This window comes from Microcoleus sp. FACHB-672 (genome assembly GCF_014695725.1).
GTDB lineage: Bacteria > Cyanobacteriota > Cyanobacteriia > Cyanobacteriales > Oscillatoriaceae > FACHB-68.
Map to the genome: position 1 here is coordinate 68,879 of NZ_JACJOU010000012.1, position 24,917 is coordinate 93,795.

Genomic DNA, 24,917 nt, shown 5'->3' on the forward strand with positions numbered 1-24,917 from the left:
GTTGTTAGAAATCGGCTACCAACTTACTCTCAGAAACTGTCGAGCTTTGCCACAATTTCTTAAATTCTCTCTAAAAACCACTGACAACGATGTACAGACAAGGTGAAATTCGGGTGCTAGCCCTAGGGCTAATTCGAGATGGTGATCGCATCTTCTTATCAGAAGGTTACGATCCGGTTAAACAACAAACGTTTTATCGGGCAATGGGGGGAGGCGTTGACTTTGGCGAAACCAGCCGGCAAGCCTTAGAACGGGAATTTCAAGAGGAAATTCAAGCGGAATTAACGAATATTCATTATTTAGGTTGTCTAGAAAACCTCTTTGTATTCAACGGAAACCCCGGACACGAATTGATTCAGCTTTATCAGTGTGACTTTGTTGATCGCAAATTTTATGAGCTAGAGCAATTCACCTTTGCCGAAGGTGAACGGCAAAAAACAGCGCTTTGGGTAGATATTGAACGCTGTAAATCTGGAGAGTTACGGCTAGTTCCTAAAGCGTTTTTTGACTATTTATCAGCGCAGCTTTGAAAAAATTGGGTTATTTTATAAATAACCCTTAAATCTCCTCAATTCTTTTTAACTCATAGCCGGCAACCCGCATATCCTGAACTTAGCCCCTATTTGCTGTAAAGCTAGACACAGCGAATGGATTTCCCTATTCAAGGCGATCATAGGTGCAACTTCCTAACCGCCCTCTCCTCAATAGCAAACCTGTGACAAAAATTGCTGCCCCAAAAATTTCAGGCTTAAACCGGCAAACTTATCAACGCATGAAACTCGCGTTGAGTCTGGATCTGCGCCGGCAAATTTTTGTGGGAGTATGTGACGATCTGCCTCTGCGCGATCTCCTCGCAGCTCATTTACAGGCGGAACTCGGCTATCCACTGCCAGAGGAACAAACTGAAGAAACCCCAGAACCCCTACTAGAAAAATCGAACCTTCCGGGAATAGTTAGCTTGCGGCTGAACTTGCGCCACCCTAATCCTATCGCTCAAATCGTTCAGTGGTTCGCCCAGCATCCAGCCCTTCACAACACCGGCACCTCACCAGGCTTTCAAGTTCTAGGCGTAGAACGCTTAACACGCCAGCAGCCGGCATTACAGTGGTCATTTCTTAGCTATCTGCGCGATATTGAGCGCACCCTGCCCACCTTAGAGTCTAACCTGTTGCTTTGGGTGCCCCGCCCTTGGTTGCGTTCCATCCAAGAGTCTGCACCAGAATTTTGGAGTTGGCGCACCGGCGTCTTTGAATTTGAAGGCGATCCCAAGCCGGCAACCCCCTCCGACAACCACCAAGGCACACCTCAGAATCGCGCAGCCTCGAAGAAAAAAGCCACTCTGTCGGCTAACCTAAAGGCACAACCCCCTAGCCAACCTGATCGGCAACGACCCCCCCGCAGACAACCACAGCCGCAAGAGAGCAGTCAAACGGCGCAGACTCCGATTGATCACTCACACTTCATCCTCGATCCGGCTGATTTTGGCAACACCCACCTTGAAGATGAGTTAGAACTCAATCATTCAGTCGGGGCGATAGATTCCGCCAATCCAAAGATACACGAACCACTGTTATCTCCTCCCCCTCCCCACTCACCCGACAAAAAACAACTAATAACCCAAAGTTTAGGCTTTAAACTTCAACCTTCAGACTTCAGCCGGCTTAAACAAGAATCGAAAACAGTTGCTGAATTGGTGGATTTAGTCTTAGCTAGTGCCACCCAAGAAGCCGGTTGGGATGGGGAACTGAAGCATTCCCCGCCGATCCAAAGCTTGCAAACAATCGAGCAATTACACCGCCAACCCCAGGCACAAGCCGCCCTTGCAAGCGCCTATCAATCCCTCGGAGACATTTACCGCACGCGCATCGAACAGGGAGACGCCACACAGCAAAACCTGACGATTGCCATTCGCGCTTATGAGCAAATGCTGGAATTTCAGGATGCCGCCTCTCCTCAAGTTCCGGATATTTTAAATGATTTGGGCAACCTCTACTGGATGCTATCGCGCTATGTGATGCCGGCAGAGCAAAAATTGCCTTATTTAGAGTTGGGAATTCACGCGTATCACGCAGCGCTGATGAATATCAACCCGCAAACCCAGCCCCAATCTTATGCGATGATTCAGAATAATTTGGGAGCCGTTTACGGAGATTTGGCGCGTTATCGAGAGCCGGCAGAAAACCTGCATCAATCGGTTTTAGCCTATCAAGAAGCCCTGAGATATCGCCGATGGGAAGTGGACAACCCCAATACGGGAACGCCGGCACAGTATGCCTCAACCCTAAATAACTTGGGCACCGCCTACTGGAATTTAGCGCAACACCAACAGCCAATTCCCAACCTCAAGCAAGCAATTTCAGCCTATAACGAAGCCCTGCGTTACTACAGCCCAGACCGGCAGCCCCTCGACTATGCCATGATTCAAAATAACTTGGGCACAGCGTATTGGAATTTGGCACAGTACGAACAACCGGAAGACTATCTCTTACTCGCCATCAGCGCCTACCAAATTGCCTTGGGTTATCGTACCGCAGACGCAATGCCCGCCGCCTGCGCCGCCACGCAAAATAACTTAGGCACTGCCTACTGGCATTTAGCAAATCAAGCCAAAAACAAGCCGGTAGAGCGTTTTGAGTTCTTGCAGCACGCCATCTCTGCCTACGAAGCCGCCTTAAATGTGGCACAACAACTGGCTGCCGGCACTAAACCCCTAAAAACGTTGAGTTTCGATATTTTTTCCACCCATAACAATCTGGGTTTAGCTCACTATCAAATTGCCACAGATCAGCAAGTGCCAATGGATAAAGCCAGCCGATCTGCTCATTTAGACACCGCACTGCACCACCATTTGCAAGCCTTGCAGGGATGGCAGCAGCAACCAGATTTTTATCAAACCGCCATGAGTTTCGTGGTGCAAACCATTCGCGCTTTCTACGCAGAAGGCGGATTTCAAGCACAAAACACAGTCCTATCAAAGATTCCGGGTCAATTGTTACCCGAAATCATGCGCCGGTTGTAAGAGGGGGAGTGCTGAGTGCTAAGTCGCAGAGAAATTCGATGATTTATAAGGGGTTCCCATAAGATGAGCATTCGCTAAGGGAACCTTGTGAAGCCACCGGCAGCCAGAGTCAAAATAAAATAGCGGCGCAGCAGACGGGGGGATTGTTGTCCACAGTCTACAATCAAAGAAAGTAGATTTAAGTGTTTATCGCAACAACATTTTAGACAGTCCCAGCAGAAACTTTAATTTATAGTTGTGCCTACCGTGCCCCAAAACCTCAAAGAGCAAGAACTAGACTTAAGAACGCTGTTTCCATTTGACCTAGATCAGTTTCAGATGGATGCGATCGCCGCCCTGAATGCCGATCGATCCGTGGTTGTGTGCGCCCCCACCGGCTCCGGGAAAACTTTAATTGGAGAATATGCCATCTACCGCGCTCTGGCTAGCGGACGCCGGGTCTTCTATACCACACCATTAAAGGCTCTGTCAAACCAAAAACTACGAGATTTCCGCGAACAATTTGGTGCGGATCGAGTTGGGCTAGTCACCGGCGATGTCTCCGTCAATCGAGATGCCCCGATCTTGGTGATGACCACGGAAATTTTCCGCAATATGCTCTACGGCACCCGCATTGGAGAAGTCGGAACTTCTTTAATCGGTGTAGAAACGGTGGTGCTTGATGAGTGTCACTACATGAACGACCGGCAACGCGGCACGGTCTGGGAAGAGTCTATCATCTACTGCCCCCGCGAAATCCAGCTGGTCGCCCTCTCTGCAACCGTGGCCAACAGCAGTCAACTTACCGATTGGATCGCGCAAGTACATGGCCCGACGGATCTCATTTACTCGGACTTTCGCCCCGTTCCCCTAGATTTTCACTACTGTATGCCGAAAGGGCTATTTCCCCTGCTGGATAACACCGGCAAGAAAATTAGTCCCCGCCTCAAACCCAAAGGTGGCAAACCGAAAGGAGGTCGGCCCGAAGCGCCGAGTATGCCGTTTCTGCTGTCGATTCTACAGCAGCGGGATATGTTGCCGGCGATTTACTTTATCTTCAGTCGTCGGGGATGCGATAAAGCAGTTGCCGACTGTGCGGAACTCAGCCTTGTGAGCAAACGAGAAACCCAACAGCTAAAACTGCGAATTGATGACTTTTTGGCCCGTAACCCAGATGCCGGTCGTGCCGGCCAAGTGGAACCCTTGTATCGCGGAATTGCCGCCCACCACGCCGGAATTTTACCGGCTTGGAAAGGTTTAGTTGAAGAACTATTTCAAGAAGGTCTGATTAAAGTTGTATTCGCAACAGAAACCCTGGCGGCTGGGATTAATATGCCGGCTCGCACAACCGTGATTTCCAGCCTTTCCAAGCGCACAGACGACGGCCACAGATTACTGAAAGCCTCGGAATTTCTACAAATGGCAGGGCGTGCCGGTCGTCGGGGCATGGATGAATTGGGCCACGTCGTCACCGTGCAGACGCCGTTTGAAGGGGCGAAGGAAGCAGCTTATCTCGCCACTGCCGGTGCGGATCCCTTGGTGAGTCAGTTTGCCCCCAGCTATGGCATGGTGTTGAATTTGCTGCAAACCCATTCCCTAGAGGAAGCGAAGGAATTGGTGGAACGCAGTTTCGGCCAATATCTGGCAAATCTGTCTCTGCGACCTCAACAGGAAGAAATCGCAGTTTTGCAGAAAGAATTAGATCAAGTGCAATCCCAGCTGGAATCGATTGACCCGAATGTGCTATCTCGGTATGAAAAATTGCACGAACGGCTCAAAGTCGAGCGGCAACTGTTCAAAACGTTGCAAGAACAAGCAACGCAAGTCTCAGCGAGTGAGATATTTGTGGCCTTGCCCTATACAATGCCAGGGACGATTCTCAGGCTGAAAGGCAAACACGTGCGCTATAGTGAGCCGCTCAGCGCGGTATTAGTCACGCGAGTGGCCGGTTCTGGCCAAGTTCCGTACTTAGTTTGCCTGGGGCGGGATAATCGCTGGTATGTGGTGACGATGAGCGATGTGGTGGGTTTGCATCCAGAGTTGCCCAGAGTGCAAGGGGTAGATCGGCTGGAAGGGCCGCCGGTGGAACTATCTCTCAAACCCGGTGCTTCCCGCCAAGGCACAGAAGCCACTGCGATTGTCGCACAGCAGATTCCAGAACCGTCGGTGGCGGAGGAAGCCCCAGAAGTTGTGGAACAGATGCAACGGGTCATCGCGGTGCAAGAGCAAATAGCATCTCACCCGATCCATCAGTGGGGTGAACCGGCAGCCTTACTGAAGCGTCAGCGGCGGGCAACAAACCTGGCAGCAGAAATTGAAAAATACAAAGGCCATCTCCATAAACAATCCCAGCGTCACTGGGAAGAGTTTCTCGACCTGATCGACATTTTGGTGCATTTTGGCGGCTTGGAAGGAGAACCGCCGGCTCAGCCCTACAAACCAACCTTCTTAGGGGAAGCCGCTGCAGCCATTCGCGGCGATAACGAACTCTGGCTGGGGCTGGTTCTGATGTCTGGGGAATTGGATGAACTTGACCCCCATCACCTCGCGGCTGCCTGTGCTGCCTTAGTAACGGAGGTTTCTCGACCGGGCACCTGGGCAAATTACGATCTCTCGACTGAGGTGGAGGAAGCTTTAGGCGGCTTGCGAAGCATCCGGCGAGCGCTGTTCCAATTGCAGCGTCGCTATCGTGTAGCGCTGCCTATCTGGTTAGAACTTGATTTAATTGCCTTGGTGGAGCAGTGGGCGATGGAGGTAGAATGGCCAGAACTGTGCGAGAACACCAGTTTAGATGAAGGGGATGTTGTACGGATTCTCCGCCGCACCCTGGATTTTCTCTCTCAGGTGCCTCATGTCCCCCACATCTCAGAAACGCTGAAGCGCAATGCTTATCGCGCCATGCGGTTAATTGATCGCTTCCCGGTCAATGAAGCGCTTGATTAATTGGGGAAATGGTGTTTATTGCTAAGCTGAATTTCCATTCAAGGCGTAATCTTAGACTTTACGCCTTGAATGGATGGAAAAGATGTGGCATAGATTGCTAAATTCCTGCACCGTCGAGGAACTGCTGAATTTCCTTATCCCTAAGCCGGCAATTTGGAGCAGCATCAGGTGCGTGTCCCCTAGTGGAAGCGCCGACTAAAACCGGCGTTCTGACGGCAGAACTGTCTGCCGGCAAATTAGCATTCGCTGTAGATTTTTGGCTGTGTAGGTTTTGAACTTGTTCTTCGAGTGCTTCAATTCTATTGAGCAAGGCACGAATCACGTTTGCCTCAGAATCCGGTAGCTGGCCATGTTCCAGCGGATTAACCCGAACCCCAGAGCGGTAAACGATTCTACCGGGAATGCCCACCACGGTGCAATCGGAAGGGACATCTCGCAGTACGACAGAACCGGCACCGATGCGGACATTATTCCCAATCTGGAGATTGCCCAGAACTTTGGCACCCGCACCCACAACCACACATTCCCCTAAGGTGGGGTGACGCTTGCCACTTTCTTTGCCGGTGCCTCCGAGGGTTACACCCTGGTAGATGAGGGCGTAATCTCCGACAATGGCAGTTTCCCCGATCACAACTCCCATGCCGTGGTCAATAAAAATCCCCTTGCCGATCTTTGCGCCGGGATGAATTTCGATGCCGGTGAAAAACCGCGCCAAGTGAGAAATCAGGCGAGGGATGAAGGGAATTTTCAGGATGTGCAACCAGTGAGCCAGCCGGTAAAACACCAACGCTTGCAAACCAGGGTAGCAAAACAAAACTTCTAACCAGTTACGTGCAGCTGGGTCACGCTCAAAAATGATGCGGAAGTCGGCAGCAAGAGTATTTAGCACGAGATGTTATCCACTTTTGGCAAAACATACCACCTTATATATTATCGCCGTTGTTGCCGGTGCCCCTCTGCCAAAGTTTAGATGCCGGTGCTGGCGCGTCTTGATTTTCAGTTAAATTTTCTGACTTAAATATCAGGACTTGCGGACAATCAGCAAAAATCTGGGCTGTAGGGACAGGGGTACACATCGAGGAATCTATAAAATGCGGAATTTAACGGAGCAAGCCGACTAGCCCCCAGAATTGGATGTTCAAGTATCCAATATACGGTTGCCTTTTGACCCCTTTGCCGGCATTGCAATGCATCTGTCTTGAGTTACTGCTGCACCGTAAGCTTATAGTTCCATCGGGAACCCGCTTCTATCGAACCCACCCAAACTTCATATTCGCCGGCTTTCCAATCCGCATCTTGAATACTGGCATCCTTATTCTTGCCCGTATCATCAGCACAGCGAATAGTCCCGTCTCGCCCCTTGATAGCTAAGGTTGTATCTTTACCCCCACTGTCAACTTGAATGGCCAACTGAGGAAAGTCTTTTTCCAACACCATTTTATAATCGGGCGCATTGTCAGCAAACCCCAAACATTTGTTACCTCGACGATCTTGGTTAGCCACAATGGCCGGCAAAGAGGTTGAGCCACTGGTATAACCTGATACAACTCCCTCTGAGGGTTTAAAGCCGGGGGAAAGGGTCAAAGTCCCAAAAACCGCCGTCTCCGCTAAAGCCGGTAAGGCGCTTAGTGCTGTCATTCCAGCCAGTAAACAACCGTATTTGAACCGCAGTTTGGTGCGTCTTAACATCGCAACTATCCTCCTACACATTCGGGGCGTTTACTTTCTATATTCACGAAGCGCAAAATACAGATGAAGCTACTCTAGTTGTAACTGTGGAGGACGAGTTTAATAGAGACAGGAGTGACAATTTTGTTTCTGCCACATCCACTCCATCCAGTTTCAACAACGCCTTGGTCAGGGAGAGACGATGCCTGCAGTAATCTTGGTTTTTCTGGTAATTGTCGGTTGGGTTGGGGTTGAAGCTTTGGTGGCTTTGCCTCTAGGAGCCATAGAATTGGTTAAGGTGCCACTATGGCTGTTTCTCACCGTGAGTTTGATCGTGTTTTCCTGGTATTTTGGTGAGTGAAACAATTGTACAAATTTCTGGAAGCCCTCGCCGGCTGCTTGCGGCAGCAGGTTCTGTTAAGAACAGTACATACTTGTCTTAATTAAACGGTTTGATGCGATCGCAAAGCTGATTTAATCATGCTTTAACAGGAAGCCGTTAATTTTTGATTGTCCGGGTTGGAGTCTGAGTCTGTTTTGCTGTCGTTGCTGCCGGCCAGAACCGCCATCATTTTTACCAAAGCCGTTCCTAATCTGCAATCAGCTAAATTCATTCCCTGACGTATTTAATTAAACTAATAAGCGCAACTTTTTCGCTTATTTTAAAATTCTTTTTTTCGACTTAATTAATAACAATTTTACCCAAAATACAGACAAGAATCGGCTTTTAAAAATAAAAACCTCACGACCTTAAGCTAATTTTTCCTTTCTTCTCTTAACCTGCTTTCTCCAGCGTTTCAATTTTCAAGCTTGAGGGTAATATTTCACAATTAATAAACAGTTGCGCCGATCATCAGTTTGTGTATAGCTCAGACCATCGGCTATTCGATCTAAAAGTTTCAAGCCCCGACCGCCCACAGCCTCCTCATCTACTTGCGCCGGCATATCTGTGACGCTTCCTTTGAGATCGAAAGGCTGTCCCCGATCCCATATCCGAATTTCTAAGCGTTCTGGGAAAATGGCGACCTCAATTTCTATCGGAGTTTCTGGCGGTTTATCTCTGTGGGCGTGACGAACAGCGTTTGTAAATCCCTCAGCTATTGCTAACTGGCACTGCATCCAAATATATTTAGGAACTGGGGGATGGTTAAATTGGTCGAACCATGATAAAACTTGGGAGAGGTCGCCCAGATCGGAACTCACCTGAATTTCCGCTTTGTGAATGGCTTGCCAGTCGCTCAAATCATTTAAGTTCATAACATTGCTGCCACATCTTCATGTCACAATTTAACGCATATCTCTATAGATTTACCATAAAAATTAGAGGTTAATCTGCTGTTTTGTTTAACTAAAAATCGCGTTCTCAAATAATTTAGTTTTATAACTTATATAAACAAAAAAGTGAATTAATCAAAATTAAATTTGAGGGGGTCAGACATGATTTTATATGCAAGAAGCAATGATTATTTCCCAAGACAATCACCGGCATGGCGACTGGCCGCAGACTGGATAATTGAGGGATCAAGCGATGTCGGCAGTTTTCGTGATAAAATTTAACACTTCTAGCAGCCAAGGTTAAGCTGGAGAGGAAGTTAAATGACTGTTGTCCCACTGCTTTTTTCAGTTTAGAGACTTTTGGTTAACTATATCAACTAAACGTCCTTTTGATTTCTGATATCTTAGCTCTCTCATCGACTTCTAAGCAGCTCGTCGTAGGTGCTTTATACTTATGACTCAAATTCTAGTGATTGATGACGATCCTACGATTCGGCTGGTACTGACAAAAGCCCTGCAAAAGCAGGGTTATCAAGTCACAGTCGCCAAGGATGGCAAAGAAGGAATTGAGCAGGCGCAGCGGTTGCGTCCTGCATTAATTATCAGTGACTGGATGATGCCCCACATGGATGGGTTGCAAGTCTGCCAGTGGGTTAAAGCCAATCCAGATTTGTCAACAACATTTTTCTTACTGCTGACGGCGCGTGGAGACATAGAGGATCGGGTGATTGGGCTGGACACCGGCGCAGATGAATTTCTCTCTAAACCCATTGAGATCGATGAGCTAAATGCCAGAGTGCGAGCCGGTTTGAGAATACATCAGCTCAATCAGGAATTGCACTCCTCAAAACAGATTTTGGAGGCAGAATTAGCTGATGCGGCTGAGTATGTACGCTCACTCGTCCCGTCTCCCGTAACCAGTAAACCCGCGACGATTGAGTGGCGGTTTATTCCCTCCAAACAATTGGGAGGCGATTGTTTTGACTACTATTGGCTCGATGCAGATCATTTAGCGATTTATTTGCTAGATGTATCCGGGCATGGGGTGGGGGCAGCACTGCTATCAGTTTCGATGCTGAATTTGTTGCGTTCGCGTTCCTTGCCCAACACCAATTTTCATCAACCTAAGGAAGTCTTGAAAGCTTTAAATCAGTCTTTCCAGATGAATTATCAGCGGCAACACTACGTTGATAAATACTTTACAATCTGGTATGGCGTTTATCACCGAGTCAAGCGCCGGCTGGTTTATGCAAGCGCCGGCCACCCGCCGGCAGTGTTGGTATCGGGTACAAATGCCGGCAACACTTTGGTTAAAAAGTTAAAGACGCCGGGATTGCCTATCGGGATGTTTCCTGAAGCTGAATATGCTGACGATTCATGTGAGATCAAGGCATTGAGTTCCCTCTATGTTTTTAGTGATGGCATTTACGAAATTAATCTGCCTGATGGAACACTTTGGGGACTAGACGATTTTATCAAGCGCGTCATCTATTACCGGCAGAAACAAACGGCTAATTTAGACCATCTGCTAGACGACATTCGCACATTAAATGGAAAAGACAGCTTTGAAGATGATTTGTCTTTGTTGCAAATCATCTTCGGGTGATTGTCGGATACCATTCAAGTTGGCTCTTTTAGTTAAGTGAGCCGCACAAAAACTCTGTTATTAATTGGCAGAACTCACTGATTTATTGAACTCATCTCGATTAGAAAATATCTGAAAAACTCGATCCATGCTTGTTAGCTCAAATAACATTCTGACTTGAGCGTTGATCGAGCAGATAAACAGCTTACCGCCGGCGGCACGCACAGCTTTGAGTGCTGATACCAAAGCACCCAAACCCGAACTATCAATAAACGTTACATCTTGCAGATCGATTAACACAACATCTGCGCCATTGGCGACAATTTCATCAATTTCTTGCCGCACGAGAGAAGCCTTCGTACCGTCTAAAAGGCCAGAGGGTTGCACAACTTTAACAACAGGACTCATAGATTTGGGCTGAGTGAGTAGGTCTGCAAAAGTGAATGGGGTTAGTCTGTCCCAGGCTGCCGCTAAATAGACTGCCTGCTTCAGGATAATCGGGTTTCGGCTACCGTGCTGAATGATAGCAACCCACTGCTTCCTAGGTATAGCCTACAGCGAGGCTGTGTCAAAGGATCGCCGGCTAAGAACCAGTAACCCTCACTCGGCTTTCCAGATCGGGCTAAACGCCGCCCAGTCTTGAGGATAGGGTTTTGTTGCTTTGCCGCCGGCATCACGATTGGAGTCGAATTTTTCAGCTGCCAACCCCCATTCCAGCAACCGCAGTCTTTGTTTTGAGGGATAGCCCGGAAAAACTTGGTCACTGTTTATCCCGTCCAACTGTAAGTGACACACCCGTAAACAGGCCATGACATCCCGGAAATCAGCCGTTATGGCTAATTTGCTCCTGAATTGCCAAACCTTACCCTAGAGGCCGCAAACACCTAGTTAGCTGCCCTTGAGAGCTTCCCTCGTTGATGTGGCTATCTCAGCGCCGGCAACGCCAGATGGATATTAACTTTCGAGCCATCATGTGCGCCAGATGATCAGCGTCACTGGGAAAGCCGGCCGGCTCGGCGTTTAAATGATCCCCTTCTCTTATTTCTGCCTCCAAGTCTTCTTTTAATAGATAAAGTTATGATAACCTGTGAGCAATTTAGGGCGGGATCGGCATAAGCTGATGAGCCGGTTGTTGAGCGCAACTTGCGCTTCCTGACTGTTTATCTAGGGGAAACTAGAAATTTTAAAAAGAAGTAAATATTTTTTTGTTATTAAAATTATTCTGTGCTAAAACTATCAATTTTTTTGACATTATTTCATTTATTGATTTAGTTGTTTTATCTTATGAAAATTGTTCTTTTTTTATTTTCATTTATAATAAAAATTTAAAACTTAAAGTCAATTCATAAAAAATAACTCATGAATTTTATTGAAATTTTAGGATTTGCCGCAGCGACATTAACAACCGTTGCTTTTTTGCCTCAGCTTATTAAAACTTGGCAATCAAAATCAGCCAAAGATGTTTCTTTAGAAATGCTCATCACTTTTTGTATAGGCGTATTTTTGTGGCTGGTGTACGGCATTTATATTCAGTCCGGGCCGGTGATTATTGCCAACCTGCTGACTTTGGTTTTTAACCTGATAATTCTATCGCTTAAAATTAAATATGAATAAGATCCTTTTTTGCTGACGCTAACCCTGCCTGTGACTGCCTCTGTATTTTCTGCTGAACGGCTTTTATTTACGCCTGCAACCCCTGATACTGGGGCGATACCCACGATTTTTGCCTTCCCAAACGAGTACAGCGTTGGCATCACCAGCCTCGGCTATCAAATCGTGTGGGCAAATCTGGCCATGCGATCAGATGTGTGGGTGAGCCGGCTGTTTACCGATACCCATGAACCGCTGCCGGCATCCCCAGAATTATTGGGATTTTCGATTTCATGGGAACTGGACTATGTGAATATTTTAAGCTTGTTAGAATCGCTAGAGATTCCCATTCGTGCTGCTGATCGCACGGATGCTCATCCCTTGGTGTTTGGTGGGGGTCCGGTTTTAACCGCTAACCCAGAACCCTTCGCCGGCTTCTTCGATGTAATTTTGCTGGGGGATGGGGAAAACTTGCTGGGGGATTTTATTGATGCTTACAAACAAGTCCGTAATGCCGGCAGGCAAACTCAACTGCGGCATTTAGCGCAAGTACCGGGGGTTTATGTACCCAGCCTCTATGAGGTGAAATATATCAGCCCAGATGGCCCGATTCAGTCAATTGAGCCGGCATTTCCTGACATTCCCGCCACCGTGGCTAAGCAGACGTACCGGGGTAATGTTCTGTCTGCATCGCCGGTGGTGACGGAAAAGGCCGCGTGGGAAAATATTTACATGGTGGAAGTGGTTCGTAGCTGTCCGGAAATGTGCCGGTTTTGTTTAGCAAGTTATCTAACTTTGCCGTTTAGAACAGCCAGTATGGAAGCTTCTTTGATTCCCGCAATTGAGCGAGGTTTGGAAGTAACAAATCGACTGGGTTTGCTGGGCGCATCTGTTACCCAACATCCAGAATTTGACAGCTTGCTCGATTATTTGAGTCAGCCCAAGTTTGATGATGTGCGTCTCAGCATTGCTTCAGTGCGGACAAATACAGTTACAGAAAACTTAGCAAAAATTCTGGGAAATCGCGGCACAAAGTCCCTGACAATTGCCATTGAAAGTGGGTCTGAGAGACTTCGCAAAATTATTAACAAGAAGCTGAATAATGAGGAGATTATTCAAGCTGCGGTAAATGCCAAAGCCGGCGGATTGACGGGATTAAAACTTTACGGCATGGTTGGCCTTCCCGGTGAGGAACCAGAGGATTTAGAAGAGACTGTGGCAATGATGCGCTCTCTAAAAAAAGCCGCTCCGGGTTTGCGTTTAACCTTGGGATGCAGTACGTTTGTACCCAAAGCTCACACTCCGTTTCAATGGTTTGGGGTCAATTCTCAAGCAGAAAAGCGGCTGAAGTCGCTGGAAAAGCAGTTGCGATCCCACGGTCTTGATTTTAGACCTGAAAGTTACAATTGGTCAGTCATTCAAGCACTAATATCAAGAGGGGATCGCCGACTCTCTGATTTATTAGAATTGGTGCGACACTATGGCGATTCTTTAGGCAGTTACCGACGAGCATTTAAGGAGTTGCGGGGCAAGTTGCCTGAAATGGATTTTTACGTTCATACTAACTGGGAATTAGAGCGAGTTTTACCCTGGAGTCACTTGCAAGGGCCGCTGCCGGTGGCAACCCTGCAAAAGCATTTAGCTGATGCAACTGCTTATTTTAAGGAGGTTGAGCAAGCAAGTTGAAGTTGCGTAAAATTCCTGAGAATTTGGGCAACTTTAAAATAATCATGAGGAATCTGGAAAACTAGAAATGTCAAGGTTAGAGTGGATGCTATCAAACGGCTGATGGATTTAAACCATCAGTGGCACTCCACACCAAGACTTCTAGCTGGAAGGACTCTTATGGCATTTGTTAAAGCTGTATTGAATGTCAAACCAAGCTTAAATATTGCTCTGTTAGGAATCGGCACGTTTTTGTTATTGACTTCCTCGGTCGAGGCTACTGAGTTAACGAGCAGTGCCGGTGTTAATCAGCTGCTTGACAGCGCGGGAGAAATCACCCATTTTGAACCGGCAGTCTCAGAAATTTCACCCAGTGTCAAACCCATTTTAGTGGCTCAAGACCGTGCAATTTGTGGACTTGAAGGCAGAATTTTCCGCCGCTTTGAGACAACTTATTACCGGGTATTTATTTGCGAAGATCAGAATTCTGACAGTTTGACTTACGTGGGTATGGAAAAAGGTGCGGAGCAGAGTAGTAATATTATTCTGCCGCTGGTAAGTTCTGAGAATGACACTTATGTTGCGGTTAATGGGGAGGTCACCTATACAATCGATTCGCAAGAGTTAATTATTACTGAAAATAGCCGGATTATTGGCAGAGAAAAAGTGCTGAGTTCGGGAATTTAACAAATTCTAATGGTTTAAATGATACAGTAGAGCCGCCGGTAACCTAGCGGGTCGGCGGTAAAAACAACGCTATATAATTACGGCACCGACTCTATCTAACCGATTTCACAACGAATTCCAGCCTTAATTAAAATGCAAAACACAGCGGAATATATCTGTTCCTGTTGCGGAGAACCCAATTTAACGTTCATCGATCTCAGTGCCGGCAACCAGCAGTCCTATGTTGAGGATTGTCAAGTCTGCTGCCGGCCTAATATTCTGTATGTGCGGGTGGATGAAGAAACCTTAGATATTGAAATTGATACTGAATTTGAAGGCTAAATGAGAGAAATAAACAAAATTTAATCACTCCTTTTCTTTGAGCAACTACCCATCAGCGATTAGAGATGCTACACTTCAAACATTCCTCACTGATTGATGCGCCGGTAGAAGTGGTTTGGAGCTTTCACGAAAGACCCGATATTCTCCAACTTCTCACTCCCCCCTGGCAGCCGGTTCAAATAATCCGTCGCGAAGGCGGTTTAGATGTGGGTGCTATTTCTGAATTCCGTCTTTGGTTAGGGCCAATTCCCGTCCGCTGGGTTGCTCGTCATACGGAATGCGATAAAAACCGGCTTTTCACCGACCGGCAAATTGAAGGGCCAATGGAAAGTTGGACTCATCGGCATCATTTTATCGAGGAAAATGGAAAAACCAGATTAACGGATGCCATCGACTTCGAGTTACCAGGAGGAATGCTTGCTGAACTCGTTCTCGGATGGTGGGTGGATCTGCGACTCAAGGATATGTTTTCCTACCGGCACAAAGTCATAAAACGAGAGTGCGAAAAACAAACTTGAGTTTTCTATTCAGAGTAAAAGCATCTATTATAAGAAGTAACAAAAAAAATCCCCTGACGGTTAGGCCAAGGGATGAACAGAAAACATCAATCAGGGTGCATCTTTTGATTGTATTCCCCTAGGATCAAGGCGCATCCGGAAGATTATCAAGCAAAAAAAAAGCCCCTGGCAAGGTTGCCAGAGAGCTATCAATCAGGGTGCATCTATTATTGGTATTCCTTTCGTAGCGGGTGTATCAGGAAGATTATCAAGCAAAAAAAAGCCCCTGGCAAGGTTGCCAGAGAGCCATCAATCAGGGTGCATCTATTATTGGTATTCCTTTAGTAACAGGGTGTATCCGGAAGATTATCAAGCAAAAAAAAAGCCCCTGGCGAAGTTGCCAGAGAGCTATCAATCAGGGTGCATCTATTATTGCTATTCTTAATAGCGGTTTGAGATCCGGAAAATTCCCAGAGAAATGGCTGAAGTTGCCGGCAGTCGTGATGAGTAGAACCCTGCTGCAAATTTTAGCAAGTAATTATCGTCAAGCGAAAAAAATCGTTTCCGACAAAATAAAAGCCGGCTGTGTAAAATAAAGCTCTCTACCGCTCTCAACAATTTCCTAATCTTTGAGCGAGGTTCCATGAACCCTTCTATCAACACTCTGTCTGTGAAGAGACTGTAGCGCTCATCATAGATAACAAGCTTGGGTTGCTGTCAAAAATATACAGAAAATTTTTGTATAGTTCCCTTAAAAAAGGTATTTTACAAAAAAAATCAGTATAATTAAAAGTTATGTTTTTCGCTCAATAAGGCAGCCGAAATGGAATACGTATTAATAATTCATGAAGTTAAAGATTACGAGGCGTGGAAAAAAATCTTTGATGATGCTGCATCAATTAGAAAAGATGCAGGAGAGCAGAGTTATCATGTTTTAAAATACGAAAACAACTCCAATAAGATTGTCCACTTTTCTAAATGGATATCACTTGCTAACGCTAAAGCATTCTTTGAGTCTCCTAAATTAGTTGAAATCAGAAAGCAGGCTGGTGTTAAGGCTCCAGAATTTATTTATTTAGAGCAGTTAGAAGAAGGTGTGCTTTAAAACGAACAATTCGCTCAACTCTGGCGTGGCGTAGCCATGCCGGTGAGCTTTGTCGTTAGCCGGCTGTATAGAGTTGTCTCCATATACAACTTCCAGATGAAGTTAGTTGTTGTTTTGCAATTCACTCATGCTTTTTCAAACGGATCGTCTGCTGCTGCGCGAATTTACCGAAGCTGATTGGCCGGCTGTTTTAGCCTACCAATCCACACCGGCATATCAACGCTTTTATCCAGAAGTTGGGGGCACGGAGGCAGACGCTCGTGCCTTCGTCAATCGCTTCCTTCTGTGGCAGCAGGAAAAGCCTCAATGGAGGTATCAGTGGGCTGTTACTCTCCGGAGACAGGATACGCTGATTGGAAACTGCGGCATCCGCAAGAGCGATCCTGATGCCCTAGAAGCAGAAATTGGCTGTGAATTGGCTCCTGAACATTGGGGCCGAAATTATCCGGTTGAGATGGGTCGCTTGCTATTGCGCTTTGGCTTTACAGAACTTGGCTTGCATCGTATTTACGCACAGTGTATCGCTGAAAATAGAGGGGCGGTGTCATTGGCACAGACGCTGGGCATGAGTCAAGAAGGCCGGCTGCGAGAGAATGTGAATATCCGGGGACGGTGGCATGACACGCTGATATACAGCATTTTGGAGCAGGAATGGAAAGCGAAGGTTGAATAACTGCCGGCAGCCAACCGCAATGAGCCGGTAACTACAAATGAATGTCTGGCCAGGTATCGATGGGATCGCTAGATTTAACCAGATGCATACCGGCACTCGCAAACCGGCGAAAGGCTTCATCCGCTTGATCCGTGCAGTCAATCACGCCAGGAACAACGACTGGTGAGGTGCAATCTTCCAACAAATACACCTTTTTTGCCAAGTTGGGATCTTTCGCTTGAATTTCACCGAGCAAATCGTAAATGGTCCAAGCGACGCAGTGACTTTTCGCTTGACCGGCAATAATAACTGCATCAAATTCCAGCAGTTTTTGAATCAAGCCGGTATTCTTTCTAGCAATGGGTTGTCCGTCTGATCCCGCTAAAACTTCAGCCTGCAACACTGAATAATTCTCAGTTAAAGGATTGTCCCCTTTAATTTCAAAACGAGTTTGACTGTATCGAGCAAGATTGTGAAAAAATATCGCTTCCTCAAGTGCTGAAACTAGGGCATGACCAATACCGCCCAGCATGGAATGATAGGGCCAAATTGTCAACGGATACTTGCCGGCATCACTAAGCTGTTGGACATAGTGCAGGGCGTGTTTTTGTAGTGTTTGGTAGTTGCCGCCGACAATGCTATCTGCAACGGCTGGGTTAACTTTCCAAACACCTTTTTCAACATCTTCTAGGGTTAAAATTGTTGCCGCTGGGAGGGGGTGTTCACCGGCATGATTAATCCAAAATACGGGATGGAAAATCTGCATCGCCGTGTGCGTGTCCATCGTTGGCGCGATGGCAGTAATCACGCCTAAATTACGGTAGATAAACTCGCACAGCCGCACATTGTCATCAATCGCCCCCGTGCCAGATTTGCCGGCAACGAACAATTCAAATTCTGGAATGCAGAATGTGTTCTGCACATCGATTGCCATTAAACAAAAGCGGATTTTATCTTTGGCAGCCGGTTGAATATCGTGCAACTTTGCCCATGCTCTCGCCTGTGATGCTCGTTCTTGGTAGGGAACTCGCCACACTTGTTCCACTTTTTCATTGTCAAAGTGAGGCGGCATGGGCAATTGCGTGACGGTCTGTGTGTTCATCATTAACCTGCCACTTCAAACAGCGAATGACTGCTAGGCGTACGTTCTTTCTTTATGTTAGTGTAATTTTTACACAATGTCAATTTGTCGTTGCTTGCAGCCGTTGGCAACGGAAGGTTTAAATTTTGATGCTCGATTGAAAATTCTATGCCTTACACCTATGAATTTGCCCGGCCTAATCTCACAGTTGATTGCGTCGTTTTTGGTTTAGATGGGCAAGACTTGCTGAAAGTGATGTTAATTCAAAGACTCTTGCCTCCTTTTAAAGGGCAGTGGGCGTTGCCGGGAGGATTTGTTCGCATTGATGAATCGACAGAAGAAGCCGCCCGTCGAGAATTGCGAGAAGAAACGGGAATAGAAAAAGTATTTTTAGAGCAGTTATACACGTTTGGGGAAGTGAATCGAGACCCTCGCGAACGGGTAGTGACGGTGGCTTATTACGCGTTGGTTAATCTGGAAGAACATCGGCTTTATGCCGCAACAGATGCCGTTGATGCGGCTTGGTTTCCGTTAGCACAAATACCGGCACTGGCATTCGATCACGACAAAATTGTGCGAGTGGCGCTGGCAAGATTGAAAGCTAAAGTTCGATATGAACCGATAGGGTTTGAACTGCTACCGACAAAATTCACGCTTTCTCAATTGCAAAGGTTATATGAAACCGTTTTAGAGCAAAGTTTGGATAAGCGAAATTTTCGTAAAAAGTTTATGAATATGAATCTTTTAATAGAGCTAGATGAAACTCAAAAAGATGTTTCTCATCGCGCTGCGAAACTTTATCAGTTTGACAAAGAGAAGTATTTACAGTTAAAAAGTAAGGGATTTAATTTTGAGATTTGACGCTATTTAAAGGAGGAGTGATGCACCGGCGCGACTCATTCAATACGATCAAGCGGATGCAGTATCGGTAGGAAAAAATGCCAATTTTATCGTCAATGAAAACGTAAAGACTTTAACAATCAGTAACAAATTTGATGTTACAAAACGTTGCGCCCAGAGTCGGCAGTCTTTGACGGTTAGATTCGCTAACGAACTGTCTCAGCAGTGCCATCCCCAGTTATGCCGACAGGAGGGCTAAAACCGTAGCAACCAAGAGTGCAATAAGGTATAGTTGTCCCTGTAGCTTATTCGCCGCCGGCTCATTCACAGGAGGTTATATGCAAGCCAACGATAAAAAGTATAGATTAGTTACCCGCAGTGATTTTGATGGTCTTGTCTGTGCGGTTCTTTTAAAAGAACTCGATATGATCGATGAAATTAAATTTGTTCATCCTAAAGATATGCAGGATGGAAAAATTGAAATTACGAGTAGTGATATTACCACCAACTTGCCTTATGTAGAAGGTGCGTATTTGTCTTTCGATCACCATCTCAGCGAAACTATCAGAAATCAAGACAAAAAAGAAAACTATATTATTGATGCCCAAGCCCCTTCAGCCGCACGGGTTGTGTATAACTATTTTGGAGGTAAAGAAAAATTTCCCCAAATTGCAGAAGATATGATGGATGCGGTGGATAAATCTGATTCAGCGCAATTTTTTAGGAATGAAGTTTTAAATCCGAAAGGTTGGGTACTTTTAAGCTTTTTGATGGATGCCCGAACAGGTTTAGGAAGATTTAAAGATTTTAGAATATCCAACTATCAATTGATGATGGAATTGATTGATTATTGCAAAAATCACCCCATTGATGAAATTTTAGAACTGCCGGATGTACAAGATCGATTCAGTTTGTATTTTGAACAAGAAGAAAAGTTTAAAGATCAAATTGAAAAATGCTCAAAAGTTTACGGAAACTTAGTGGTTTTAGATTTGAGAGATGAGGAAATCATTTACGCCGGCAACCGATTTATGATTTATGCCCTGTTCCCAGATTGCAACATATCAACACACGTTCTCTGGGGACTGAAAAAGCAAAATACTGTGTTTGCCGTTGGCAAATCAATTTTTAAACGAACTTCAAACACGAACGTCGGAGAATTAATGTTGAAATACGGGGGCGGAGGCCATGAAAATGCCGGCACCTGCCAGATTGATAATGATAAAGCTGAAAAAGTTTTAAAAGAGTTAATTGCTCAAATTAATTCAGATGGTTAATTTGAAGCAGGAAGGGTAGGGTTTCACGCCTTCTAATGATGTGGCCTAACCCTTCCTCTCTTACTCGCAAATTGCATTGATCCGGCTTTGCTGAACTGGGGTAAGCCGGTTGTAGACCTGCTTGATCTCCACATCCGTGTAATCTACAATGAGCGCGTGGAGTTCTGTGATGGTCTTAGCAGCGAGCATCCTGGCTTTTAAAGTCTCTAAACTGGTGAGTGCCGGCAGTTGATGGAGAGGCTGGGGAACAAGGGAAATAGACTGTTGAATCATGCTGGCACTCGAAGAAATAGCGTTGAACAAATAACAGAAGCTTACGCTAACCAATAAGTCGGCGCAGAAAAGCTATTGTAGCAAATCATGAAGAATGGTGGGTATGGCTTGGGCCGGCACAGCCTTTTTCAGGGTGCAGTTTTATGAGATAGAGCTGATTGGTAAAGAAAATCTCAACAGCATCCGATCTCGCTAGCATCGGGTTTAAGGTTTCAAATTGCTCTCAAGAAAAATCGTAACCGAATCGGATGTTGTCTTTCTCGATGCCGTCGAGTACAACTTGGAGTCCACCCATCCGAATCATCCATTCAAGACGATGATCGCGGTACTCGCGTTTAAGTAGACCCTGCTCTAAAAAGCTCGAAAATTGCTCCAAGCCGGCAATAGACTCATTTGCTTCTTGAAGCGTTTCAGCAACGCTGGGACGTACCTTGACGCGCTCAAACCAATTGGCGAGTGGGGACCCGGCTGCCGGTGCTATCCCGAATGCGACGAATGACGTGTTGATAGAGGGAACAACACAAAGGTCACTCCAGCCAAAACCGTCGCCGTTGAACCATTCGCGATCGCCAAGCTGCTTGGTTAGCCATTGCCAGCACCTTTCGGCCTGTTGTTTGGCATTCCCAACAATTGTTTCAGCCAGTTCACCCTTTGCGCGACCGAAAAAGTTAATTTCAACCAGTCCCCAGTTAATCGGCTCGTAATAAGTGTCCATAACTTCTTCAATCATACGGACGCGAGCGCGATCTGTGGGATTGCTGGGTAGCAGTGGGGGTGAAGACCATTTATCTTCAATGTACTCAAGAATGATTGTCGAGTCGAAAATTTTGGCATCGCCGTCAATGAAGGCCGGCATCTCCCTACGAGGATTGGCTTCTACGAACTCGCTGCCTCCAAATCCACCTCCACTCAAGTCAGGTGTCTTGGACTCAAACTCAATCCCCTTTTCGCGTAAGGCAATTTTGATTTTCTGTGCATAGGGGGATAGCGGGTGTTCATAGAGGATCGTCATTGAGCAAATACTCCTTGAAATTATTTTTAACAGTGTATGATAGACGTTAAGGCAAAGGATAAATCGTCGTTGTAAGAGAAAGTAGCGATGGGTGAATTTACAGCAGTTGATGTGGTGCCCTTAGGGCTGACTCTGTTAGCTACAATTGGGTTTTTAATACTCGGATGGCAAGCTTTGCAAGCTTTGAAAAAATAAATTAACAATGCCGGCTCCTCCAACAAGAAATCAAAAGTAAGGCTGAGTTTGTCAACAGGCGCAAACTAAAGTGTTTGTCTTTAATGCCGGCAGCTATTTTTTCAATTAATAAAATTTCACGAATTAACAGATTCTAATGTCAGCACCCCAGCCGGCATATCTGCGACTAAGCGGCGAGTTTTTAACCACTGACGACCGATTAAAAATTCTGGAATGCCGGCACCCACATTGACAGGAATATCAAACTCCTGTCCATCTATTCGCACTTTTCCTAAATAGATATCAAAATCTACATCTCCCTGTGCTGTTCGCATCGTTTGCGGCGCAATATAAATCCAACCAAGCTCCTCTAAATCCTGCTCGTTCATCGCTAACCAGCCTGAAAAACCTGTATCTAACAACGCATCAACTGACACTTCCAAGCCATTAGCAGCAATCAACTCAATTTCAAAAAATAGCTCATCATCATCGGTAAACCTGCCCTCGATCATATCGTGCCACACACCCCTGTCTGATTAATATGGAAAACGTGTATTTTAGCATTCGGGTGCTTTTGATGCGCTATTTGTACGACCGCTAATTCATCCTGATCAATGAAATAATCCCCACTATTTGGTTCAACTGCCATATACCAGTTGTAGTGAGTTTTAATTAACTCAGGCTGAACTCGATCAAAAATTACTTTGCAGCGCTGGCGAAATGCTGCTCTTTCTGCGTACCACTGATCGATCTCTTCTTGAGACTTAGTAGATTCTGTAGATAATCTTCCCCGCCGGACTGTGCGAATCTGCTCTGTTTCAGTCATGGGTAGTTCTCCTTCTTCCCTCAAAGTCTCTGTTTTCTTATTATCGCTGATCTCTGATAAATTCAGCAAAAGGGCTTTCTTAAGCGTTGAAAAAAAATGAAATTTAACCATTTTGCCGGCGCTCTCGTGCAAGGTTGAATAACATTAAAGTCTCGCTATTTACAAGCAGTTGAAACTACATCAGAAATGACTGGAAAAATTGAAGGGTGGGCAGTTCCCACCCTAGGTTTTTAACGCTTGCGTTATCTTGCGTTAAAAGATTTTCTTAACTGCTAACCGCAGAAAGCTGAGGGCTGAGAGACATCCGTACTCGTTCGGCAATTTGAGGAGGTGTTAAACCCAACTCCGCCATTGATTGTTCAGCAGTTGCGTGCTCGACTAAAATATCGGGAACACCAATTCGCATCACCGGCACCACGACATTCAGATCCATCAGCGCTTCCATCACTGCTGAACCAAAACCGCTCATGGTGCAGCCTTCTTCTAAGGTGACAACCCGCCCAATTCGCTTCGCCAACGGTGCAATTAATTCTGTATCCAAAGGCTTGACAAAACGCGCATTAATCACCGTTGCTTCAATGCCATGCTCGCTGAGAATTTCAGCCACCTGCATCGCCGGCTGTACCATTGAGCCATAGCCGATTAGTAGCACATCGTCGCCATGACGCAGCAGTTCCCCCTTACCGATGGGCAAATCCTCCCAACCTTCTTCCAACAGCGGCACACCGTAGCCATTGCCACGGGGGTAGCGCATGGTAATCGGGCCGGCAGTGTAATTAATGCCGGTGGCCACCATTCGCTGCAATTCCGCCTCATCCTTGGGTGCCATTAGCACCATATTAGGAAGGCAGCGCAGAGAGGCAATATCGTACATTCCTTGGTGAGTTGGGCCATCTGCACCCACAATGCCGGCCCGATCCAAGCAGAAGAACACCGGCAGGTTTTGAATACAAATATCGTGGACGACTTGGTCGTAAGCGCGTTGCGCGAAGGTAGAATAAATCGCCACAACCGGACGCATTCCCTCACACGCCATACCGGCAGCCAGGGTAACGGCGTGCTGTTCGGCAATGCCTACATCAATATATTGCTTCGGCAACTTCGCTTGTAGCTTATCTAAGCCGGTGCCGGTGGCCATTGCTGCGGTGATGCCAACGACTTTAGGATTGTCTTCGGCGATTTTAATCAGGGTGTGGGCGAAGACTTTGGAGTAGCTGGGGGGTTTGGGCTTGCTAGAGGGAACTGCCTTGCCGGTTGCCAGATTAAAGGGATTTTGGGCGTGATACCCAACTTGGTCTTTTTCTGCGATCGCATACCCTTTCCCTTTCGTCGTCGCCACATGAAGCAAAACCGGCCCTGGTATCTTGTGCGCCTGCTTGAAGGTAGCGATCAGTTCCTCCAGGTTATGGCCATCCACGGGACCCATATAGGTAAAGCCGAGTTCCTCAAACACAGCGCCTACTTTGGGCACAGCTAAGCGCTTCATCCCTTCCTTCAGCCGTTCCATTTCGGGGGAGAATGTCTCACCGACAAAAGGAATATGTTTGAACTGTTCCTCTAGGTTATCCGTGAGGAACTGCATCGGCGGCGAAAGGCGCATCTTGTTGAGGTAGCGGGGAATTGCACCAACGTTGGGCGAGATGGACATCTCGTTGTCGTTGAGGACAACCAGCAGGTTTGTTTTCGGCAAATGACCGGCATGATTGATCGCTTCGAGTGCCATGCCGCCAGTTAGTGCACCATCCCCAATCACTGAAACCACTTTGAAGTTTTCGCCCTTGAGGTCCCGCGCTAAAGCCATGCCTAAGCCGGCTGAAATGCTCGTGGAAGCGTGGCCGGCACCAAAATGGTCAAATTTGCTCTCACAGCGCTTGAGATAGCCGGCAATCCCATCTTTTTGCCGCAGTGTGTGGAAGTGGTTATAACGACCTGTTATCAATTTGTGTGGATAGGCTTGGTGGCCAACATCCCAAATGACTTTATCGCGATCAAGGTCTAATGTTTGGTAAAGCGCTAAAGTTAGTTCCACGACGCCCAAACCAGGGCCAAGGTGTCCCCCACTGGCGGCAACGGTTTGCAGATGCTTTTCCCTAATTTGACGAGCAATTTGCTCAAGTTGAAGGATTGATAAACCGTGCAACTGGTTCGGGTGAGTCAGTTCGCTTAGATGCATATTATCTATTACTCGCTAGGTGATCATGCTTACTGCCAGTCGAAAAAGTAGGAGCGACTTTAATCAGTTCGCCCCACACTTGTATCCCGTACCAATGCCGGCAGCGGTTGAGGTCGGGTTGGTGGCTCCGAAATCTAGATTAAATCAGTCCCACTCGATCTATCAGGATAGTATAGGAGCTTGGTGGACATCTTCATCAATCGATCCCTGGAGAGTGCTGAGAAGAAGAGGGAGAGCGGAAAAAATTAAGAAATTTGTGTTAAGAAAATGAGACA

27 protein-coding genes are annotated in these 24,917 nt (G+C 46.5%); 14 read left to right on the top strand and 13 right to left on the bottom strand.

The features are described 5' to 3' along the window. Window positions 1-89 precede the first annotated feature (89 nt). The 3 genes from H6F56_RS06935 to H6F56_RS06945 all read left to right on the top strand — a co-directional run bounded on the left by H6F56_RS06935 (window position 90) and on the right by H6F56_RS06945 (window position 5,941). Window positions 90-530 carry an NUDIX hydrolase gene (locus H6F56_RS06935; RefSeq protein ID WP_190666191.1) on the top strand — a complete coding sequence of 147 codons (441 nt, stop codon included), beginning with the start codon at window positions 90-92 and terminating at the stop codon, window positions 528-530. A 146-nt stretch (window positions 531-676) separates the two neighbouring features. Continuing rightward, window positions 677-3,019: a tetratricopeptide repeat protein gene (locus H6F56_RS06940; RefSeq protein WP_309236463.1), complete on the top strand. Its 2,343-nt coding sequence runs from the start codon at window positions 677-679 to the stop codon at window positions 3,017-3,019. Window positions 3,020-3,256: 237 nt separating this feature from the next. Then, window positions 3,257-5,941 carry a DEAD/DEAH box helicase gene (locus H6F56_RS06945; RefSeq protein ID WP_323797779.1) on the top strand — a complete coding sequence of 895 codons (2,685 nt, stop codon included), beginning with the start codon at window positions 3,257-3,259 and terminating at the stop codon, window positions 5,939-5,941. Window positions 5,942-6,038: 97 nt separating this feature from the next. Here H6F56_RS06945 and cysE read toward each other — a convergent pair whose 3' ends face one another. From cysE to H6F56_RS06960, 3 genes are all read right to left on the bottom strand, one after another. After that, a complete protein-coding gene (cysE, locus tag H6F56_RS06950; protein WP_190666193.1) occupies window positions 6,039-6,830 on the bottom strand; it encodes a serine O-acetyltransferase in 792 nt (263 codons plus the stop codon). A gap of 34 nt (window positions 6,831-6,864) precedes the next feature. Then, window positions 6,865-7,017 carry a hypothetical protein gene (locus tag H6F56_RS06955; RefSeq protein ID WP_190666195.1) on the bottom strand — a complete coding sequence of 51 codons (153 nt, stop codon included), beginning with the start codon at window positions 7,015-7,017 and terminating at the stop codon, window positions 6,865-6,867. A 127-nt stretch (window positions 7,018-7,144) separates the two neighbouring features. Further along, entirely contained in the window at window positions 7,145-7,630 is a 486-nt protein-coding gene (locus H6F56_RS06960; RefSeq protein WP_190666197.1) for a hypothetical protein, read from the bottom strand. 181 nt (window positions 7,631-7,811) lie between these two features. Here H6F56_RS06960 and H6F56_RS06965 point away from each other — a divergent pair, with 181 nt between their 5' ends. Further along, window positions 7,812-7,970 (top strand): hypothetical protein, encoded by a 159-nt coding sequence (locus H6F56_RS06965; protein WP_190666199.1) that lies wholly within the window; start codon window positions 7,812-7,814, stop codon window positions 7,968-7,970. A 124-nt stretch (window positions 7,971-8,094) separates the two neighbouring features. On the opposite strand, the gene H6F56_RS26780 is transcribed toward H6F56_RS06965, so the two are convergent. Together H6F56_RS26780 and H6F56_RS06970 are read right to left on the bottom strand one after the other, a co-directional pair. Further along, complete coding sequence (locus H6F56_RS26780; RefSeq protein ID WP_255513691.1) at window positions 8,095-8,223, bottom strand: hypothetical protein; 129 nt, start codon at window positions 8,221-8,223, stop codon at window positions 8,095-8,097. A 190-nt stretch (window positions 8,224-8,413) separates the two neighbouring features. Continuing rightward, a complete protein-coding gene (locus H6F56_RS06970) occupies window positions 8,414-8,866 on the bottom strand; it encodes an ATP-binding protein (RefSeq protein ID WP_190666201.1) in 453 nt (150 codons plus the stop codon). 472 nt (window positions 8,867-9,338) lie between these two features. Here H6F56_RS06970 and H6F56_RS06975 point away from each other — a divergent pair, with 472 nt between their 5' ends. Next, window positions 9,339-10,490: a PP2C family protein-serine/threonine phosphatase gene (locus H6F56_RS06975; protein ID WP_190666203.1), complete on the top strand. Its 1,152-nt coding sequence runs from the start codon at window positions 9,339-9,341 to the stop codon at window positions 10,488-10,490. A 60-nt stretch (window positions 10,491-10,550) separates the two neighbouring features. Here H6F56_RS06975 and H6F56_RS06980 read toward each other — a convergent pair whose 3' ends face one another. Then, on the bottom strand, window positions 10,551-10,877 hold the full coding sequence (locus H6F56_RS06980) for an STAS domain-containing protein (protein ID WP_190666205.1): 327 nt from the start codon (window positions 10,875-10,877) through the stop codon (window positions 10,551-10,553). 80 nt (window positions 10,878-10,957) lie between these two features. Continuing rightward, complete coding sequence (locus tag H6F56_RS06985) at window positions 10,958-11,233, bottom strand: hypothetical protein (protein WP_190666207.1); 276 nt, start codon at window positions 11,231-11,233, stop codon at window positions 10,958-10,960. Between the two features lie 595 nt (window positions 11,234-11,828). On the opposite strand from H6F56_RS06985, the gene H6F56_RS06990 reads away from it, so the two are divergent. From H6F56_RS06990 to H6F56_RS07020, 7 genes are all read left to right on the top strand, one after another. Then, window positions 11,829-12,083, top strand: a complete 255-nt coding sequence (locus tag H6F56_RS06990; RefSeq protein WP_190666209.1) for a SemiSWEET transporter — start codon at window positions 11,829-11,831, stop codon at window positions 12,081-12,083. A 30-nt stretch (window positions 12,084-12,113) separates the two neighbouring features. Further along, entirely contained in the window at window positions 12,114-13,745 is a 1,632-nt protein-coding gene (locus H6F56_RS06995; RefSeq protein WP_190666211.1) for a B12-binding domain-containing radical SAM protein, read from the top strand. A 159-nt stretch (window positions 13,746-13,904) separates the two neighbouring features. Next, window positions 13,905-14,411 carry a hypothetical protein gene (locus H6F56_RS07000; RefSeq protein ID WP_190666213.1) on the top strand — a complete coding sequence of 169 codons (507 nt, stop codon included), beginning with the start codon at window positions 13,905-13,907 and terminating at the stop codon, window positions 14,409-14,411. 132 nt (window positions 14,412-14,543) lie between these two features. Beyond that, window positions 14,544-14,732 (top strand): CPXCG motif-containing cysteine-rich protein, encoded by a 189-nt coding sequence (locus H6F56_RS07005; protein WP_190666215.1) that lies wholly within the window; start codon window positions 14,544-14,546, stop codon window positions 14,730-14,732. 65 nt (window positions 14,733-14,797) lie between these two features. Next, window positions 14,798-15,250, top strand: coding sequence for an SRPBCC family protein (locus H6F56_RS07010; RefSeq protein ID WP_190666217.1), 453 nt, complete (start codon window positions 14,798-14,800; stop codon window positions 15,248-15,250). Window positions 15,251-16,052: 802 nt separating this feature from the next. Beyond that, window positions 16,053-16,334, top strand: a complete 282-nt coding sequence (locus tag H6F56_RS07015) for an antibiotic biosynthesis monooxygenase (RefSeq protein ID WP_190666219.1) — start codon at window positions 16,053-16,055, stop codon at window positions 16,332-16,334. A gap of 127 nt (window positions 16,335-16,461) precedes the next feature. After that, entirely contained in the window at window positions 16,462-17,007 is a 546-nt protein-coding gene (locus H6F56_RS07020; RefSeq protein ID WP_190666221.1) for a GNAT family N-acetyltransferase, read from the top strand. A 31-nt stretch (window positions 17,008-17,038) separates the two neighbouring features. On the opposite strand, the gene H6F56_RS07025 is transcribed toward H6F56_RS07020, so the two are convergent. Further along, entirely contained in the window at window positions 17,039-18,088 is a 1,050-nt protein-coding gene (locus H6F56_RS07025) for an isochorismatase (RefSeq protein ID WP_190666611.1), read from the bottom strand. 147 nt (window positions 18,089-18,235) lie between these two features. Between H6F56_RS07025 and H6F56_RS07030 the strand changes: the two genes are divergently transcribed. Together H6F56_RS07030 and H6F56_RS07035 are read left to right on the top strand one after the other, a co-directional pair. After that, entirely contained in the window at window positions 18,236-18,928 is a 693-nt protein-coding gene (locus H6F56_RS07030; protein WP_190666223.1) for an NUDIX hydrolase, read from the top strand. Window positions 18,929-19,245: 317 nt separating this feature from the next. After that, window positions 19,246-20,184, top strand: coding sequence for an exopolyphosphatase (locus H6F56_RS07035; protein ID WP_190666225.1), 939 nt, complete (start codon window positions 19,246-19,248; stop codon window positions 20,182-20,184). Between the two features lie 60 nt (window positions 20,185-20,244). Here H6F56_RS07035 and H6F56_RS07040 read toward each other — a convergent pair whose 3' ends face one another. From H6F56_RS07040 to dxs, 5 genes are all read right to left on the bottom strand, one after another. Next, window positions 20,245-20,457, bottom strand: coding sequence for a hypothetical protein (locus H6F56_RS07040; protein WP_190666227.1), 213 nt, complete (start codon window positions 20,455-20,457; stop codon window positions 20,245-20,247). Between the two features lie 223 nt (window positions 20,458-20,680). Further along, the gene (locus H6F56_RS07045) at window positions 20,681-21,469 is read right to left on the bottom strand and encodes a glutathione S-transferase family protein (RefSeq protein WP_190666229.1); all 789 of its coding nucleotides are present in this window, start codon (window positions 21,467-21,469) and stop codon (window positions 20,681-20,683) included. A 311-nt stretch (window positions 21,470-21,780) separates the two neighbouring features. Continuing rightward, window positions 21,781-22,155, bottom strand: coding sequence for an aspartyl protease (locus H6F56_RS07050; protein ID WP_190666231.1), 375 nt, complete (start codon window positions 22,153-22,155; stop codon window positions 21,781-21,783). Next, the gene (locus H6F56_RS07055) at window positions 22,152-22,469 is read right to left on the bottom strand and encodes a hypothetical protein (protein WP_190666233.1); all 318 of its coding nucleotides are present in this window, start codon (window positions 22,467-22,469) and stop codon (window positions 22,152-22,154) included. The genes H6F56_RS07050 and H6F56_RS07055 overlap by 4 nt, the downstream gene beginning before the upstream one ends. Before the next feature lie 265 nt (window positions 22,470-22,734). Then, window positions 22,735-24,642 carry a 1-deoxy-D-xylulose-5-phosphate synthase gene (gene dxs / locus H6F56_RS07060; RefSeq protein WP_190666235.1) on the bottom strand — a complete coding sequence of 636 codons (1,908 nt, stop codon included), beginning with the start codon at window positions 24,640-24,642 and terminating at the stop codon, window positions 22,735-22,737. Window positions 24,643-24,917 lie beyond the last annotated feature (275 nt).

Bases quoted from the DNA above. Each gene is read 5' to 3' on its own strand.
- H6F56_RS06935 (WP_190666191.1), top strand. From the start codon at position 90: ATGTACAGACAAGGTGAAATTCGGGTGCTAGCCCTAGGGCTAATTCGA.
- H6F56_RS06955 (WP_190666195.1), bottom strand. From the start codon at position 7,017: ATGTGTACCCCTGTCCCTACAGCCCAGATTTTTGCTGATTGTCCGCAA.
- H6F56_RS06960 (WP_190666197.1), bottom strand. From the start codon at position 7,630: ATGTTAAGACGCACCAAACTGCGGTTCAAATACGGTTGTTTACTGGCT.
- H6F56_RS06965 (WP_190666199.1), top strand. From the start codon at position 7,812: ATGCCTGCAGTAATCTTGGTTTTTCTGGTAATTGTCGGTTGGGTTGGG.
- H6F56_RS26780 (WP_255513691.1), bottom strand. From the start codon at position 8,223: ATGAATTTAGCTGATTGCAGATTAGGAACGGCTTTGGTAAAAATGATG.
- H6F56_RS06970 (WP_190666201.1), bottom strand. From the start codon at position 8,866: ATGAACTTAAATGATTTGAGCGACTGGCAAGCCATTCACAAAGCGGAA.
- H6F56_RS06975 (WP_190666203.1), top strand. From the start codon at position 9,339: ATGACTCAAATTCTAGTGATTGATGACGATCCTACGATTCGGCTGGTA.
- H6F56_RS06980 (WP_190666205.1), bottom strand. From the start codon at position 10,877: ATGAGTCCTGTTGTTAAAGTTGTGCAACCCTCTGGCCTTTTAGACGGT.
- H6F56_RS06990 (WP_190666209.1), top strand. From the start codon at position 11,829: ATGAATTTTATTGAAATTTTAGGATTTGCCGCAGCGACATTAACAACC.
- H6F56_RS07000 (WP_190666213.1), top strand. From the start codon at position 13,905: ATGGCATTTGTTAAAGCTGTATTGAATGTCAAACCAAGCTTAAATATT.
- H6F56_RS07005 (WP_190666215.1), top strand. From the start codon at position 14,544: ATGCAAAACACAGCGGAATATATCTGTTCCTGTTGCGGAGAACCCAAT.
- H6F56_RS07010 (WP_190666217.1), top strand. From the start codon at position 14,798: ATGCTACACTTCAAACATTCCTCACTGATTGATGCGCCGGTAGAAGTG.
- H6F56_RS07015 (WP_190666219.1), top strand. From the start codon at position 16,053: ATGGAATACGTATTAATAATTCATGAAGTTAAAGATTACGAGGCGTGG.
- H6F56_RS07020 (WP_190666221.1), top strand. From the start codon at position 16,462: ATGCTTTTTCAAACGGATCGTCTGCTGCTGCGCGAATTTACCGAAGCT.
- H6F56_RS07025 (WP_190666611.1), bottom strand. From the start codon at position 18,088: ATGAACACACAGACCGTCACGCAATTGCCCATGCCGCCTCACTTTGAC.
- H6F56_RS07030 (WP_190666223.1), top strand. From the start codon at position 18,236: ATGCCTTACACCTATGAATTTGCCCGGCCTAATCTCACAGTTGATTGC.
- H6F56_RS07035 (WP_190666225.1), top strand. From the start codon at position 19,246: ATGCAAGCCAACGATAAAAAGTATAGATTAGTTACCCGCAGTGATTTT.
- H6F56_RS07040 (WP_190666227.1), bottom strand. From the start codon at position 20,457: ATGATTCAACAGTCTATTTCCCTTGTTCCCCAGCCTCTCCATCAACTG.
- H6F56_RS07045 (WP_190666229.1), bottom strand. From the start codon at position 21,469: ATGACGATCCTCTATGAACACCCGCTATCCCCCTATGCACAGAAAATC.
- H6F56_RS07050 (WP_190666231.1), bottom strand. From the start codon at position 22,155: ATGATCGAGGGCAGGTTTACCGATGATGATGAGCTATTTTTTGAAATT.
- H6F56_RS07055 (WP_190666233.1), bottom strand. From the start codon at position 22,469: ATGACTGAAACAGAGCAGATTCGCACAGTCCGGCGGGGAAGATTATCT.
- dxs (WP_190666235.1), bottom strand. From the start codon at position 24,642: ATGCATCTAAGCGAACTGACTCACCCGAACCAGTTGCACGGTTTATCA.